This window comes from Nibribacter ruber (genome assembly GCF_009913235.1).
Classification (GTDB): Bacteria; Bacteroidota; Bacteroidia; order Cytophagales; family Hymenobacteraceae; genus Nibribacter; species Nibribacter ruber.
The window spans coordinates 1,400,822-1,416,587 of sequence record NZ_CP047897.1; the positions used below are offsets into that span (position 1 = coordinate 1,400,822).

Below are 15,766 nucleotides of genomic sequence, written 5' to 3' on the forward strand. Positions count from 1 at the left end.
CTTCTTTCTACACGGTTTGGGCAATTTATTGGGTTGGGTAGTAGCAGGAATGCGCCGGCAACAGTAAGTTTACGTTTTTTACCAGCCTACAGATTTACCTACCCAGCCGTGCCATGAACCATCCTGCCCACTTGATAGAGAGCCTGCAGTCGCGCGCCGGCACGTTTGCACCGGTGTTAGACCATGATTTAAACGGGCCAGACGTGGCGCTCCTAGATTTTTCTGCGTCCAACCCGGCCCTGCTGCACTCTAATTTACGAGACACGGCAGAATTTGAACAGGTTGTGGCTCACATGCTTCGCGAGAAGAACGCTACCGTGGGCGTGGGCGGATATTTTGAGAACCGGGTCATTTACCGCCGAAGCAACCATTTCAGTGGCCCTGAAGAATCCAGGAACATTCACCTGGGCGTAGACATCTGGGCACCGGCGCACATTCCCATTTACACACCCGTGGCCGGCAGAATGCACAGCTTTCAGGACAACAACAACTTCGGGGATTATGGCCCCACCCTTATTCTGGAGCATGAACTAAACGGACTGGTCTTTTACACCTTGTATGGACATCTCAGCCGAGCCAGTCTGGCGGGCAAGTTCATAGGCCAGGAGTTTGCCGCCGGAGAGCAAATTGCCACCATGGGCCCGTACCCAGAAAACGGCGACTGGCCGCCGCATGTGCATTTCCAGGTGATGACAGACATGCTGGGCAAGACGGGTGATTTCCCTGGGGTGTGCGCGCCGTCAGAAGTGGCCTATTACCAAAACATCTGCCTCAACCCCAACCTGCTCCTCAACTCTGTACATTTGCAATAACCTTTAACTTAACAGGAAGACGCCTTCCTTCTTTGCCTTTACCTTATGTTTGACCTAGACCGATTAGTACTTAGCATTCAAGACTTTGCCGTGCTGTATGGCATAAAGTTATTGATTGCCATCTTCATCTTAATTGTAGGCCTGTGGATCATTGGGCGCGTCACCAATTTTGCCTACCGCGTCATGAAGCAACGCAACGTGGATCCTTCCTTGCGGCCTTTCTTACGGAACGTGTTGCGCATTGCCCTTTTGGTCTTGCTGTTCATGGTGGTAGTGGCGCAGGTTGGGCTGGAGATTACGTCTTTTGTGGCGGTACTGGGTTCGGCGGGTCTGGCCGTGGGTCTTGCTTTGCAGGGGAGTCTGTCTAACTTTGCCGGCGGCGTGCTGTTGCTCACCGTTAAACCGTTTAAGGTAGGAGATTTCATTGAAGCCCAAGGTCAGAAAGGCAGAGTCTGCATCATCAACATCTTCAATACGGTCATCATCACCGAGGACAACAAAACCGTTTTTCTACCCAACGGCCCCTTGGCCTCGGCCGTGATTGTGAACTATGACGTGGAGAAAAACCGCCGCTTGGAGATTCAATTGGTGGTGGATGCCTCGGTACCCTTGTCAAAAGTTAAGGCCGTGTTACACCAGGTGATTGACGCTGAGCCGCTGGTTTTACAGGAGCCTGCCCCAACTATCGGCGTAGAGAAGCTTTCTGCGCAAACGGTAACGTTGTTTGTGCACGCGTGGGTGCTTGGCGAACGCGGGCGCTCCCGTTCCAACGTGTTTGACTCCCTCACCGAACAAATAAAAGACGCTTTTGAGAAAGAAGAAATCCCCTTGAAGTAGCCTTCGTTTTTGGGCTATTTTCTGAAAAAGAGGCCAAAAACGATAGAACAGAAGCCAAAGCCAGGTAGAAGTAAAAACGGCTAATGTAATTTACCATGGCACAAGCATCCGCTTTCGCCATGAAAATTGAGTGTGTTTCGTTTTTGGGCTACTTTCTGGGAAAAAGGCTAAAAACGGCACTTGCTGCAAAACAAAGAAGCCCGCTCTGTAAAGCGGGCTTCTTTGTTTTGCAGCTTAATCAAACTTGATGGCTTTTACGGGATGTATTCTGGCAATTAATAAAGTTGGCAGCAAGATGGACAGCATGGTGAGCAGGAAGGTAATGCCATTCACCACTACCCAAATGCGCCAATCCCAGAAAATAGGCACGGTGTCCATGTAGTAGTTTTCAGGATCAAGGGGGATGATTTTGAAATAGTCCTGAACAAAGCAGAAAGCTAGCGCCAGCAGGTTACCGCCAATCAAACCAGAGATGGTGAGCTTGAGGCCTCGGTGCAGGAAAATGCCGCGGATTTGTCCGTTGGTGGCTCCCATGGCTTTTAGCGCGCCAATCATGTTGGTGCGTTCCAGAATCATGATGAACAGCGTAGAGACCATGTTGAACGTGGCCACGAAAATAATGAGCACCAGAAAAATGATAACGTTGCGCTTGAGCAGTTCCAGCCAATCAAACAACTGAGCGTAGGTATCGGTGATCTTCTCCAGTTGCAGGTCATAGTTCATCTTGTCAAAGACCTGGCTGGCCACCGTGTCAATCTGCGTGAAGTCCTTCAAGAGAATCTCATAACCGCCCACCAAAGAATCTGGCCATTGGTTAAGATCGCGTATCTGTTGCAAATCTCCCAGCACGTACACGTTGTCAAATTCCTCTAGCCCGGTTTTAAATATGCCTTTCACCTCAAACTTGCGGACCCGAGGCGGATTCTGGATGAAGTAAAACAGCACGCGGTCGCCTACTTTGAGTCTCAGCTTGTCGGCCATGATCTGGCTCATCATGATCTGTTCAGAGGCGGCCGTATCTGTGAACTCCATCACGGAGCCAGACACCATGTTTTGCCGCATGCTCCTGAAATCATAGGTAGAATCTACGCCTTTCAAGACCACGCCCAGCACCTCGTCCTCCGTTTTAATGATGGCCGTCTTGCGCGCGAAGGGCTGCAATTTCTCCACGCCTGGTATGTTCTTGTAGTCCTCCAATCCTGTTTTCGTGCTCATGGGGTAGCCTTCAAAGGAATTGTTGGTGTCAAATTTGCTTACTTGCAGGTGTCCGCCAAAGCTGAAAATCTTGGCTTGGATCTCGTGCCGAAAGCCCTGCAGGATGGCGTATGAAACAATCATGATGGCAATGCCCAGCCCTACGCTGAACTTTGCTATTTTTGTGACAGACGCGGTAAAAGAGTCAGAACGGGCTCCGGACAAACGACCGGCTATGTAGCGGGAGAGGTTCACTGTTTCTAAATTGAGATTAAGAGCTTGTTTACATTTTGTTTTGCAAGCGAAAAATGGGAGCAAAAGGTTCTGGCGAATCGATTTTTGAGCAGCCTAGCAGCGCTACGGTGAGAGAAAATGGCGAAGTCAGGTTCTTTTGATACCGTTTTGTAGCGCAAAATAAAAATGTAAACACGCTCTAAAGATAGCTATCTGTTTTTGTTAAACTAATGCTGATGATATACTCCACCATACGCTGTGCCGCTTTAGGCCTCCTGTTGGCAAGCTGCCAGCCCACTGCCTCCACCACCAGTAGCAGCAATACTGCCGTGAACACCTCTGCCGGTCAAACCACCGGCGCTGCGCCCACGGTGATAGAGCAGTTGCAGGCTCCCCTCCTAACGGGCGCTGAGCAGACAGAGTTATACCTGCCCTACCTGCAAGGCAAGCGCGTAGCCATGGTGGTCAACCAAACGTCCATCATTGGCAAGGCACACTTGGTAGACAGCCTTTTAAGCCGAGGCGTGAACATCTCTGTGATTTTCGCACCTGAGCATGGTTTTAGAGGAGACGCAGACGCCGGCGCGCACATCAGCAATACCAAAGACGCCAAGACCGGCCTGCCCATTCTGTCTTTGTATGGCAACAACAAAAAGCCCACGGCAGAACAGCTGAAAGACGTAGACGTGGTGTTGTTTGACATCCAAGACGTGGGCGTGCGGTTCTACACCTACAGCAGCACCATGCATTACGTGATGGAAGCTTGCGCCGAACTGAACAAACCCATGCTTTTGCTGGACCGCCCCAACCCCATTGGCTACCTGATTGACGGTCCGGTGCTGGTACCTGAGCGCAAGTCGTTCGTGGGCATGAACACCATTCCCATCGCGCATGGTTTGACTTTGGGCGAATATGCCCAGATGATCAACGGCCAGAAATGGCTGAAGAACGGCTTACAGGCGCAGGTGAAGATTATTCCCGTCAAGAACTATGACCGCAAGCAGTTTTATTCTTTGCCTGTCAAGCCATCGCCTAACCTGCCCAATGACCAGTCCATTAAACTGTACCCGTTCCTGTGTCTGTTTGAAGGAACCACGGTGAGCATGGGACGCGGCACGCAAATGCCGTTTCAGGTGATTGGCGCGCCATATTATCCTGACAAATCTTTCTCGTTCAAGCCGGTGCCTATCCAAGGCATGTCCATGGACCCGCCATACAAAAACCAGGTCTGCTATGGAAAGGATTTGAGAAACGTACAGCTCAGAGAAAACTTCACACTGAGCTACCTGTTGGACTTTTACCAGGCTTCTGGACAGAAGGAGAAGTTCTTCAACAACTTCTTCAAGAACCTGGCCGGTACAGAAGAGTTGCAGAAACAGATAATGGCCGGACTTTCTGAAAAAGATATTAGAGCCAGTTGGAAGCCTGGTTTAGATCAATACAAGAAAATGCGCCAGCAGTATTTACTTTACCCAGATGCCCAGTAACATGCAGAAAGAAGACTTGCGCATCATTTTCATGGGTACCCCAGATTTTGCCGTACCCGGACTACAGGCTCTCATAGAAAATAACTGGAACGTGGTGGCAGTCATCACAGCGCCAGACAAACCCGCCGGCCGAGGCCTTAAACTCACCTATTCGCCGGTGAAAGAAGTGGCCTTGCAGCACGGTATTCCGGTGCTGCAGCCTACTAATTTAAAGGACCCAGCTTTTCAAGAAGAACTCAGGAGCTTTAAGGCCAGCCTGCAGGTGATTGTAGCCTTCAGAATGCTGCCCGAGGTTGTCTGGAACATGCCGCCCTTGGGCTCGCTCAACATTCACGCGTCCTTGCTGCCGCATTACCGCGGTGCCGCGCCCATCAACTGGGCCATCATCAACGGCGACCAGGAAACCGGCGTCACTTCATTCTTTCTGCGCCATGAGATTGACACTGGTGACATCATCCTGCAAGAAAAGGTAGCCATTGCCCCAGAAGATGATTTTGGTTCTCTCTATGAGAAACTGAAACACGCCGGTGCCAAATTGCTGTTAGACACCGTCACGGCCATTGTGCAAGAAAACACCCAGCCCTATCCGCAACCGCAGTTAAAGGAGCCGCGCATGGCCCCTAAAATTTTCAAGGAAACCTGCCAGATCAACTGGAACCAGCCTGCTGAGAAAGTGCATAATTTTGTCAGGGGTTTGTCTCCCTACCCGGCTGCTTGGGCAATCTTGGAAGGAAAGCAGTTCAAAATTCTTAAGGGCGAGGCCATTTCTGCAGAGACCACTCTACCGGCAGGCACTTTACAAACAGACAACAAGAAATACATTCACCTTCAATGTGCAGACGGTACTGCTTATTCTATTCTTGAATTACAGATGGAAGGGAAAAAGCGCATGTCTGTCCAGGACTTTTTAAGAGGTTTCAACTTTCAAGCCACCGCATGATTCATTTAGTAGTAGCCATTTCTGAGAACCGCGTCATTGGCAAAGACAACCAACTCATCTGGCACCTGCCCGAAGACTTAAAGCACTTCAAACTCCTGACCATGGGCCACCCCATGATCATGGGCCGTAAGACGTTTGAAGCCATTGGAAAACCTTTGCCAGGCCGCACCTCCATCATCGTTACCCGCCAGAAAGACTTGCAGGCACCAGAAGGCTGCATAGTCTCGCACTCCCTGGAAGAAGCGTTGCAAGAAGCCATGACCTTAGACGAGCAAGTGATGGTAGTGGGCGGCGCCGACATTTACAACCAAACCCTGCCTCTGGCGGAGGTGGTCCATCTAACCTTGGTACATGAATCTTTTGACGGAGACGCCTTTTTCCCGGAACTGAGCCCTGAGGAATGGGACATCACCAACCAACAGGAACATGAGGCAGACGAGAAGCACGCCTATCCCTTCTCGTTCTTCACCTTCCGGCGAATAGCAGGCTTCAGTGCCAACTAAAAAGGAACGGCCCTTGAACAATTCAAGGGCCGTTCCTTTTTAGTTAAATATCCGTTTTTGGCCTCTTTTACAGAAAACAAGCCAAAAACGGTTATAGTTAGCTTAAACCATAACTCAGTAAAGCAAATCACTAAAAGGTTTGGCCAAAGATGAAAAAGATTAGAACAACTTCCTTTTGAAGACTTTGCCTTGGTTGGTGAGGATACGCAAAAAAGAAGGAGCCCCTGAACATTTCAGGGGCTCCTTCTTTTTTAAGCGTTTTTGGGCTGTTTTCCAGAAAATAGCCCAAAAACGGATTAGCGCAGAATGTAGATTTTCCCGTAGCCGTTTTTGAAAGCCCGGTCACCGTTAACAGAGCGCTTCTTCATCTCTTCGGGTCCCTGGTCCATGATGACGCGGTAGAGGTACACGCCGTTGGCCAGGCGGTCTCCGTATTCATCGGTGCCGTCCCAGGCGTATTCGGTCATGTTGTTACCAATCTTTAAAGGCCCTAACTCGTCCCGTTGAATCTCTTTCACCACTTTACCCGTCACGGTCATAATTTGAATCTTGAAACGCTCCGGAATGAAGTTTCCCGTCAACGTGAACACAAACCTCGTCTTAGAAGAGAATGGGTTAGGGTACGGGAAGAAGTTGGAGATGGAAGACTCATTCACCACCAGGAAGTTGATGCGGTAGCGCTCGCTTGCCGCCTTCTGCCCCGTAGCGTCTTTGCCTTGAACCTCCAAGGTGTACATACCATCCTCCAAGTCCTTCGGCTGGAATTCAACTCTAAAATCGTTCTTCTCATCTGCCGGGAACCACTTCACCTCTGGATTATTGTTGATGGCAATCTCCTCAAAGTTAGGGCCGGTGGGCCGTTTCAAGAATACCTCCATGGAGCTTGGGTCCGTGATCAGGATCTTGCGGTTGTTGTCCTTCAGCATCATGTTGATCACCGGGTTAGGCGAAACAATGTCCTGGTCCAGAATATGCGTCCCGTCAAACACTACATCCAATACTGGTGGCATGCCCGCCACCTGGCTTACCGTGAATGGAATCTCCAGGATGTTGTTGTTGTAGTTCTGCTCTGGCAATAGTTTAGGGTTCCAGGTAAACCGAAGCCGGTGCGTGCCCTTCATGTTAAGGGTAGGCAGCGTGTAATTGAAGTAGATGGTATCATTCTTCTCCAGCGTTCCTACCTTGGTCAGGTTGGTGGTAGAGGTACCGTCTTCCATCAAAAGAGTGGTCTCAATGGATACGTCCCCGCTGAAGTCTGTTTCAGATACGTTTTGGAAAGCCAGTCGTAAATCTATCTTTCCGTTGGTAGCCTGCTCAGAGATGGTATTGATTTTTTCAAGCCCTGCCAGGTCTGGCCGCATGATTCCTTCCGGCACGGCATTGTACAGCACCGTCCACTCTTTTAGAAGAGGTGCCGTTCTTTGCTCCGTGTCCTTCATGTTCACGCGCAGCTTCAGGTACGGGAAGACCTTTGCATCAATGCCTGAGATGTCATAGCTCTTCGCAGAGATATCGTAGTACAGTTCCTCTTCTTCCCCGTCCAGCGTCACGCCAATAATATCTACGCCGTAAATGTCTGCGCCGCTGGTTTGTACTTGATGCATCAAGGTTTTCCATTGGTTTGACGGCCCAATCAGGTTGGAAGTCAATGATCCTTCTCTGCCATGTACTTGCAGCTGCTTCTCTAAACGCACCATCTGCAAATCACGTGGCGTGGTCAGGTCGTCTGGGTTAGCACCTTGTTCCAATGCCGTTCCTGAAGCAGACCCTTTTCTACCCAGAATGGCAAAAGGATCTCCCGTCTTCAAATCGTCTATCAGCTTAGACCCGATGCCCTTGAAGGCCTCTTTCAAAGAACTGCTGAAGGTGCTGTACGGCACGTTGTTAATGCCTACAATGGCTACATAATATCCTTCAGGAATGGTTTTCAAGAACGCTTGCAGCCTGTCTCTGTACGTAGCCGCCCCCAGGTTGGTGAACTGGTAAATCACGTTGGTGTCAAAACCACATAGAGCACCAGTACCTGCCGGCATCTTAGTGTAAGGATCCAGGGTGACGTCATTGAAGACGATGGCATAAATGTTAGGATTGTTGAATCCGCAGTTGTCCCAGATAAAGCTGCTACCGTCAATGAAGATACCGTAGGGTGCGGTAAAGGACATCTTGTGTTGCCCGCCGCCGCTTCGCATCTCTATGCGTTTGAACAAAGGCGCAAAATCAAATTTCTTTTCGCCTGGCGCAACCAACAGTTTGGTGAGTTCACCTTTTGATGTCTGAGCAAAACGAGCCTGTGACCATCCCTCGCTCCCGTTAGGAATGTAGCGGAAGGAACTGTTGGCCCAGATTTCCTCTTCGTCTGGCCCCAAAGTATTGTATTTGAACCGCCAGAAATAGACTACGCTGTCCCCGCCGTTCACTTCAGGCAGAGCCACCTCCCAGGTTGGCACCGAGGCAGAGCTTACCACCTGCGATTTTTTCCAAGGACTGTCAAAGGTGCTGGCCGTATCTATTTCAAAGTAATAGTCTCTTGGAGCCATCAAAAGATTAGTAGACTGCCCAATCAGCTTGACATTGCCTTTGGTTACAATGGAGAATTCCTGTGGCCCTACCGCAATCACCCCGCTCTGTGACATGAAGTATTCATATGTAGCGGTGTTATTCGCCTCGTCCAACTCAGGAATCTTCTGGTCATGGTCTATGATCACCTCAAACTTGTTGATGCCCGCCGAATTGGCCAGGTTGCCCGCCAGTTCAAAGGCCACCGTATCACGGTAATAGATGGGAGCCACTTTCATGGAGTCCTTCAAAACCGTTCCGTTGGTCAAGGTTCTGTTCACCAAAACATAGAACGAGTCTGTGTTCACCTTGCCCAGGTTCTTAATGTCTACCAGCAGCGAGAATTTCTCTGAGTTGGCGGTCACCTTCTCTTCTCCAATGGGCTGGACAGAGATGCCCCCTTCTGCCACGGCATAATCTGCCTTCTCTGGGCCAACAATCACCACAGCAGGGTCTGCCTGAAGCACCATTTGCATGTACATGGCCTTAGCTGCTCCAATATTTAGTACCGAAGAAGTATTCTTAATAGTTAAAGCATGCTGCTCGCCAACGGTCTTACCAAAACTAGCCTCATTGGCAAAGACTGCATTGTAAAAGTTAGTACTGAAAACATTCAAAAGAGGCGGAAGCCCAGCATGTACGTGCGCCAAAAAGCCAATGGCACCTTTGTCTGGAGTCAACAACCAATCTTCCCCAAAGGATTTGGCCTGCACAAAGCTGTTTCCGGCCTCGCACCCATTCATTAGTATGAAAGGATACTTGTCTTTATTTTTATACCCGTTGAGCACATTAGACACCAAGCCAATTTCCAAATCTGAGAAACTGGTGGAACTGTGCCCAAAGAAAGTCACCATAGACAAGCCTTTGTTCAGTTCATCGGCAATGTTAATGTTTTCAATATCACCGGCTATGGAGCTTTTCAATTTGGTCGTTACGCGGGCTCCCAGCCATTTCCCTTCGGCAATTCTTTCAAAGCCCTTCAGGTAGTTTGCCAGCATGGTTCTTTCCGGGCCGTCTATACCACCTCCCAGATGCAGGATATTCTTGCGCCATTCCAGGTTCTGTGGCAGGGATTCATGTGCCTTGACCTTAGTTAGGTAGTCTAATATTTGCTGCGGTTGCGTAGCGGCTATTCTTCCGGTGGCCACCACCGGGAAATACTCTCCCAGCTCCCAATTGGCCGTATAAAAAATATCAGAACCCGGGTTACCACCAGTTGGCACTAAATCAGCTTGCGGAGCATTTCTTACCGCCTTGGTCCTGTATTCAATTCCTTTACCAATTAGAAAAAGGAATTTTGGGTTGCCCGTAGCCACCATCATTTTAATGAACCTTCTAATAGCCGCCGGTGATTTTTCACCATAGAAGAACTGGTTATAGATCTGGTCCACATCCATTACCAGCGTATCATGGCCGCCACCGGGAATAGAGGCCCTGTAAGCAGCATAGTCTTTTACTGCGTTGGTAGATTCGCCAAAAGGCACCATAAGGTTCTTATGAGACACAATCAGATAATCAGCCTTGTTTCCAGCCACCGACTTAAACATAACCGCCTTGGCGGGAAGCGGGACCAGACTAGTTGCAGACCATAGATACCCCGATTTGAAACTGGCCGGCAGCACAAAACCTTTCTGAGCACCTGCCACTACTCCCTCCACGCGCTTAATATTGCCCATAGAGGTAATGTCATAAGCAATAGCGTTGGCTGCAGCCGTACCGTCAAATACAAAATATAAAGGTGCGGTAGGATTGCCTTCGTATTTAAAAGGGAGACCGCCGGCAGAAGCCATGATATTTTTCTGCGGGAAATAAGTTTTAAAATAGCTGGTCCTGTACCGTGAGGCCGAGTTTCTAGCGGTAATCCTTAAAGCTAAGCTTCCATTGGCTCCAAAGTCTGTCACTGCCAAAGGAAACTTCTTTTTGAAAGACTCATACCCCACCAGGCGTTCAGTCCCAATGCGCCGTTCTGCTCCTCCCGGAGGCCTTACATAAATATCAATGTCATGTATGTTGTCATTGGCGCCTCCTAAGGCAATTTCTACACTAGGGGCACCGGCACCTGGACCATTGTAAAGGTTGGTGGCCATATTGGGAAGGTTGAATGTAAACCCTGCAGTAGATCCTCCTAGCAGGCCTTCACCTGCGTCCATCCAAGACATGAAAGCCCCGCCATATTGCTTACCCCAGACAAATTCAAATTCATCGAAAATTGGGGTTTCTTGCCAGTGCCACGGTTCTGGTGTTAAACCGGCAGCGGACTGAGAAAAGGCCTCCATCCGCTTTCCATCTACCGCTGACCAGGTAAGGAAATAAGCAGCGGTATCTGTGTATTGACTTTTGAGCGCATTGATATGATTGGCTACCGGATCTTGGTACAATTCCCTATCCAATGCTCCATCATTCTGCTCTCCATAGAATTCTATGTAATCACCGTTGTCCAGGGAGCCGTCGCTTTCACCTGCTACATGAATGGCCACCTCCTGCCCTCTTCTGAAGAGCTGAAACTTGCGGGGGTCCACCCCAGAGATTCCAGCGGCTTGCAGGTAGCTTTGGTCCAGGCGGTAAATGCCGGTGGCTGGCACCTGTATCTTATAGTATTTCTGGCTGTAATTGATCCATTCGTTTCCGTAGGTCACCTGTTGGGCTAAAGCCGAATTGGAAGCCCCTAAGCAGAAGCCCCCAACGAGAAAGAAAGCCAGTAAGAAGGCTTTAAATGAGTAAATCTTTTTGAACATATAAAGTAGTACTCTAGAACTAATCAAAACTATAACCAAGCGACACAATCACAGAGGAGGTCTTGCTGTCGGCGGCTACCTTAGAAAGGGCTAGGTCCAGCATGAGGCCGTAAGAGGCGAAACCAATTCCAAAGTTGGGCTGCACTTTCCAACTGCTGCTACCATCCAGGTCTTCTATCTGTTGCACGTTGTTTAAGCCACCGCGCAAGAAGACTGTATTGGCATAGCCAAGTTCTACCCCCACCCTCGGGTCAATGGAAACAGCATTAGAAGAAAGCAAGGTGTTGCGTTTTCCGTCAAAGGTGACATCCAGGTCTGTGGCCACCAAGGCAGAGAACTTTTCTGACACCTGGAAAGAACGTCCCACTCCCAGAATTAACCTGGGCAATGTAATTTCTATGCTGTTGGCGTTGAAAGACTCCTGATCTTTGAGATAAGTAGACTCCAGTTCGTCTGGGTTCAGTTTCCAGGCGGTGAAGGTGGTGGTGATGTCCTTGGCCATGATGCCAAACTGCCAGCTGCCGCGCTGCAATTGAGCACCCAGGTCAAATCCAAACCCCCAGGCATTGGCAAAATCACCTACGTTGCGGTAGATGACTTTGGCGTTGGCCCCCAGCGTTAAGCCGGGCAACCAATTGCTTTTGCGGGCATACGAAGCAATGAACGCATAATCAGCTACCGAGAAGTACTCAATACTGTCATACTGGATAGCCCCATATTCATTTTGTAAACGGCGGGTATCGGCAATGTCATCCACGCCTAGTCTAATCACAGACACAGCCAAAGCGCTGGAAGAATCAAGGGTGGTGGCATAGGCACCGAAGTCGTTCTTGATAATACCGGCAAACAGCTCTGAGTGCATGTAACCTACGTTGTGTCTGTTTTTCAGGCCCATTAAACCGGCAGGGTTCCAGACGCCAGAGGTGACGTCCCGCACAATAGCGGACTGCACGCCTCCCATGCCCAAAGCCCGGGCACCCACGCCAATGTTCAGAAACTCATTGCTGTACTTTGGTGCCGACACCTCCTGTGCCTGGACGCTGGTAGCAATAAGAAGAGAGAGAGAAAGGAAAAAGACGGGTAATAGTCGTTTTGGCATATGGAAAACCTAATCACGTGACCACTATGGAATAATAATGTAAATATACTGTATCTACACGGCATACCACCTATTCCATTCTTGCCCTAATACAAGGATTGTCCCGGCTATGTTCCACTTTAAGCCGCTTTTCTTTCAAACACTTCTATATAGCTGACCACCTATTTCGTTTTTGGCCTATTTCCCAGAAAATAACCCAAAAACGAAACAAAAAATATTTTTTCACAGTACCTTGTTTTACATAGTACCTTATATTATCTTTGTTTCAACAATTTCAGACTCACAGACCATGAAAGTAGAAAACACACAAGTGCAGATGCGGAAAGGGATTCTGGAGTACTGCATTCTGGAAATCATCGCCCGCGGCGAAGTCTACGCCTCCGACATGCTGGAGGAACTTACTTCAGCGAAGATGATAGTAGTGGAGGGGACGCTCTACCCACTGTTGACCAGATTGAAGAACGCCGGACTCCTTGACTACTCCTGGGTGGAGTCCACCTCAGGACCGCCCCGCAAGTATTACACCCTCACCCCTACCGGCCTCCAGTTTTTAGACCAACTGAGACTTACCTGGCAGGAACTGGTAGACTCCACCACCTACATCATCAACCACAAGAAATCCAAGTAACCATGAAAAAGAACATAAGTGTCAACCTGCAAGGCATGATCTTCCACGTGGAGGAAGACGGCTATGAGATGTTGAGCCAGTACCTGGCCGCCATCAAGCGCTACTTCTCCACCTATGAAGGGCACGAGGAGATTGTGGCCGACATTGAATCCCGGATAGCGGAAATCTTTTTCTCCCGCCTGAACCCTGGCAAACAAGTCATTACCCAGGAAGATGTGAAAGACCTGATTCTGCAAATGGGAACGGTGACCGACTTCCAGATGGAAGAAAGAGAAGAGACAGAATCTGCCTACACTGCGTACTCTTCTACTACCGGCAACACCTACGAGCAAGCCCCTGGTGAACAGAAACGCCTGTACCGCGATGTGAACCGCAAGGTGTTGGCTGGTGTAGCCGCGGGTATTGCCAACTACCTGCAAACAGACCCGCTTTGGGTGCGCCTGGCCTTCGTATTCTTAGTGATAGGCATTCCGTTCTCTGGTGGTATCACCTTGTTTGGCGTAATCCTGTACGTTATCTGCTGGATAGCCTTGCCAGAAAACACGGCTTTGCCAGAAACCCAGGTACGCAAGCTCTTCAGAGACCCGGTAGACAAGAAACTGGGCGGCGTGGCCAGCGGTATTGCCATCTACTTTGGCGCAGACGTAGCCATCATAAGATTGTTGTTCCTCATCTTCGCGTTTTTTGGTATTGGATTTTTGATATACATAGTCCTCTGGATAGCGGTTCCAGAGGCAAAATCCATCACCGAACGCGTACAAATGCAGGGCAATCCGGTGACCTTGTCCAGCATTGAAGAGTCTGTGAAGAACAACCTGAACATGCGCGACGCCAACGGCGAAGAAAGTGCTTTGGCTAAAATCCTATTGTTTCCCGTGCGTCTAGTTTCTCAGATCATCTCTGTGCTTTCCAGATTGTTACACCCCATTTTAGGCTTCTTGATTACCATGATACGCGTGGTAGCCGGCCTGTTCATGATTTTCCTGGGCGGTACGCTAGCCTTTGCCTTATTCGTGAGCTTAGGAACAGCCCTTGGCGGAATGTCCAACTCTGAGTTCTTCAACATGAATGAGATTCCGGTGACGGCCTTCTTCAACGGCATACCGGGCTGGATTACCATTTCTGGCTTCTTTGCCGGCATCATCCCTGCCATTGCCCTTATCCTGATTGGTATTGGTCTGTTAGCGAAACGCCAGATTTTACGCCCTACCGTGGGTTGGTCTATGCTAGGCATCTGGTTATTGTCTGTGGTGACGCTTGTTTTTGGCATTGCCATGACCGCCCGCCAGTTCCAGGAATACGGCGAGTTTACCAAAGACACTACCTTCCCGGCCGCCAACGTGAAGACCATCAACTTCAACCTGCGTGAGTCTAACTATGACTACGGCGATTTAGACATTGAGATTGAAGGCTACAACGGCACCGATGTAAAAGTGGTGCAGACGTACCAAGCCCAAGGTGTGAACGAAGAGAACGCCATTGCCAACGCCCGTATGATTTCTTACAAGCTGGTGCAGCAGAACGATTCTACCATCCGGTTTGACGACGCCTTTACTTTTAACAATAATGCCATCTTCCGGGGACAAGACCTGGACATCAAAATATTAGTGCCAGAAGGCAAGCAGATCAGGTTCTCTGAAGGCTTCGCCGATCACTTCGGGTATGAGATCACCAACGGCGACTATGACGAAAATGATGTGGCCGAAAACCTGTGGCAAATGAAAAACGGCCGTCTGGTGTGCGTGTCTTGCAGCGTCATTGACAACAGCACCAGCAGCCCCTCAGACACCACCGGCGTTAGAAGAAACGGCATGGCCCTTGGCGATGACCTGGAGATTTTGAACGGCGACTATGACGGCACCCGCAAAGTGTACAAGATTAGCGAGTTCAATGAAATAGTGGCCGGCGGCGCCTATCACATCCGGATCAAGCAATCATACCGTCATTCTGTGCGTGTGCAGGGCAACGACGAGGAGCTGGACAAACTGCGGATACGTGAGCAGAACGGCGTCCTTAAAATCAGCCGCGAGGGTGGTTCCTTCTTTAAACTATGGGACAGCAATAAACGCCCTATCTTGATTGAGATCGAAACCCCAGATCTGCAGTCAGTAGACTTGAGCGGTGCTATAAGAGCAGAAATCTTTGGGTTTGCGCCTGAAGACTTTAAACTCAACATGTCTGGTGCCACTGAGGTAGCCATGAACATAAATACCAGAAACCTGGAGTTGGATTTGAGTGGTGCCTCTCAGTTGCGCATCAAAGGCAGTGCCGACTATATGAACCTGGACGCCAGCGGCGCCTGTGGCATTGAAGCCCCCAACCTCATCACAGAACGTGCAGACGTGGACTTAAGTGGTGCCAGCCAGGCCGTAGTGAACGTGCAGCGCGTGCTTAACGCAGACGCCAGCGGTGCCAGCAACATTGAGTATGTGGGGGACGCTGAACTAGTGAACAGAGACCAGTCGGGCGGGTCACAAGTAAGACGCCGCCGCTAATGAATAAGCCGTTTTTGGTCTGTTTTGCAGAAAACAGGCCAAAAACGAACCTCATGACAGCCTTCCTCTTCTTTTGGATTTCAGGAGGACAGGTTGTTTAAAGGAGGGCGCGCTTCTGGCAAAGCCTTCCTTTTCCTTGAATTTGGTTGTTTGTGTTCTATACCCAAGGCGAGCCACTGGCTTTTTGAGTGGCTCGCCTTACACAACCTCCCCCCGCTTTTTCCCTCTTTTGTACTTCCGCCTCCG

At 49.7% G+C, this 15,766-nt stretch carries 10 protein-coding genes; 7 read left to right on the forward strand and 3 right to left on the reverse strand.

Annotation, left to right across the window (positions count from 1 at the left end; genetic code table 11):
* Positions 1-113: 113 nt before the first annotated feature.
* Together GU926_RS05950 and GU926_RS05955 are read left to right on the forward strand one after the other, a co-directional pair.
* Positions 114-812, forward strand: coding sequence for a peptidoglycan DD-metalloendopeptidase family protein (locus GU926_RS05950; protein ID WP_160689960.1), 699 nt, complete (start codon positions 114-116; stop codon positions 810-812).
* A gap of 45 nt (positions 813-857) precedes the next feature.
* Entirely contained in the window at positions 858-1,649 is a 792-nt protein-coding gene (locus GU926_RS05955) for a mechanosensitive ion channel family protein (RefSeq protein ID WP_160689962.1), read from the forward strand.
* 234 nt (positions 1,650-1,883) lie between these two features.
* Here GU926_RS05955 and GU926_RS05960 read toward each other — a convergent pair whose 3' ends face one another.
* Positions 1,884-3,098, reverse strand: a complete 1,215-nt coding sequence (locus GU926_RS05960; protein ID WP_160689964.1) for an ABC transporter permease — start codon at positions 3,096-3,098, stop codon at positions 1,884-1,886.
* A gap of 209 nt (positions 3,099-3,307) precedes the next feature.
* Here GU926_RS05960 and GU926_RS05965 point away from each other — a divergent pair, with 209 nt between their 5' ends.
* The 3 genes from GU926_RS05965 to GU926_RS05975 are packed head-to-tail and all read left to right on the forward strand — an operon-like array spanning position 3,308 to position 6,007.
* The gene (locus GU926_RS05965; RefSeq protein WP_232058447.1) at positions 3,308-4,564 is read left to right on the forward strand and encodes an exo-beta-N-acetylmuramidase NamZ family protein; all 1,257 of its coding nucleotides are present in this window, start codon (positions 3,308-3,310) and stop codon (positions 4,562-4,564) included.
* A 1-nt stretch (position 4,565) separates the two neighbouring features.
* Positions 4,566-5,504, forward strand: coding sequence for a methionyl-tRNA formyltransferase (fmt, locus tag GU926_RS05970; protein WP_160689966.1), 939 nt, complete (start codon positions 4,566-4,568; stop codon positions 5,502-5,504).
* Positions 5,501-6,007 (forward strand): dihydrofolate reductase, encoded by a 507-nt coding sequence (locus tag GU926_RS05975; RefSeq protein WP_160689968.1) that lies wholly within the window; start codon positions 5,501-5,503, stop codon positions 6,005-6,007. The genes fmt and GU926_RS05975 overlap by 4 nt, the downstream gene beginning before the upstream one ends.
* A gap of 296 nt (positions 6,008-6,303) precedes the next feature.
* On the opposite strand, the gene porU2 is transcribed toward GU926_RS05975, so the two are convergent.
* Entirely contained in the window at positions 6,304-11,298 is a 4,995-nt protein-coding gene (gene porU2 / locus GU926_RS05980) for a putative type IX secretion system sortase PorU2 (protein ID WP_449406802.1), read from the reverse strand.
* A 19-nt stretch (positions 11,299-11,317) separates the two neighbouring features.
* Positions 11,318-12,397, reverse strand: a complete 1,080-nt coding sequence (locus tag GU926_RS05985; protein ID WP_160689972.1) for a putative type IX sorting system protein PorV2 — start codon at positions 12,395-12,397, stop codon at positions 11,318-11,320.
* Between the two features lie 289 nt (positions 12,398-12,686).
* Here GU926_RS05985 and GU926_RS05990 point away from each other — a divergent pair, with 289 nt between their 5' ends.
* Both GU926_RS05990 and GU926_RS05995 read left to right on the forward strand, forming a co-directional pair.
* Complete coding sequence (locus GU926_RS05990) at positions 12,687-13,025, forward strand: PadR family transcriptional regulator (protein WP_160689974.1); 339 nt, start codon at positions 12,687-12,689, stop codon at positions 13,023-13,025.
* Positions 13,026-13,027: 2 nt separating this feature from the next.
* Positions 13,028-15,520 carry a GIN domain-containing protein gene (locus GU926_RS05995; protein WP_160689976.1) on the forward strand — a complete coding sequence of 831 codons (2,493 nt, stop codon included), beginning with the start codon at positions 13,028-13,030 and terminating at the stop codon, positions 15,518-15,520.
* The last annotated feature ends 246 nt before the right edge of the window (positions 15,521-15,766 follow it).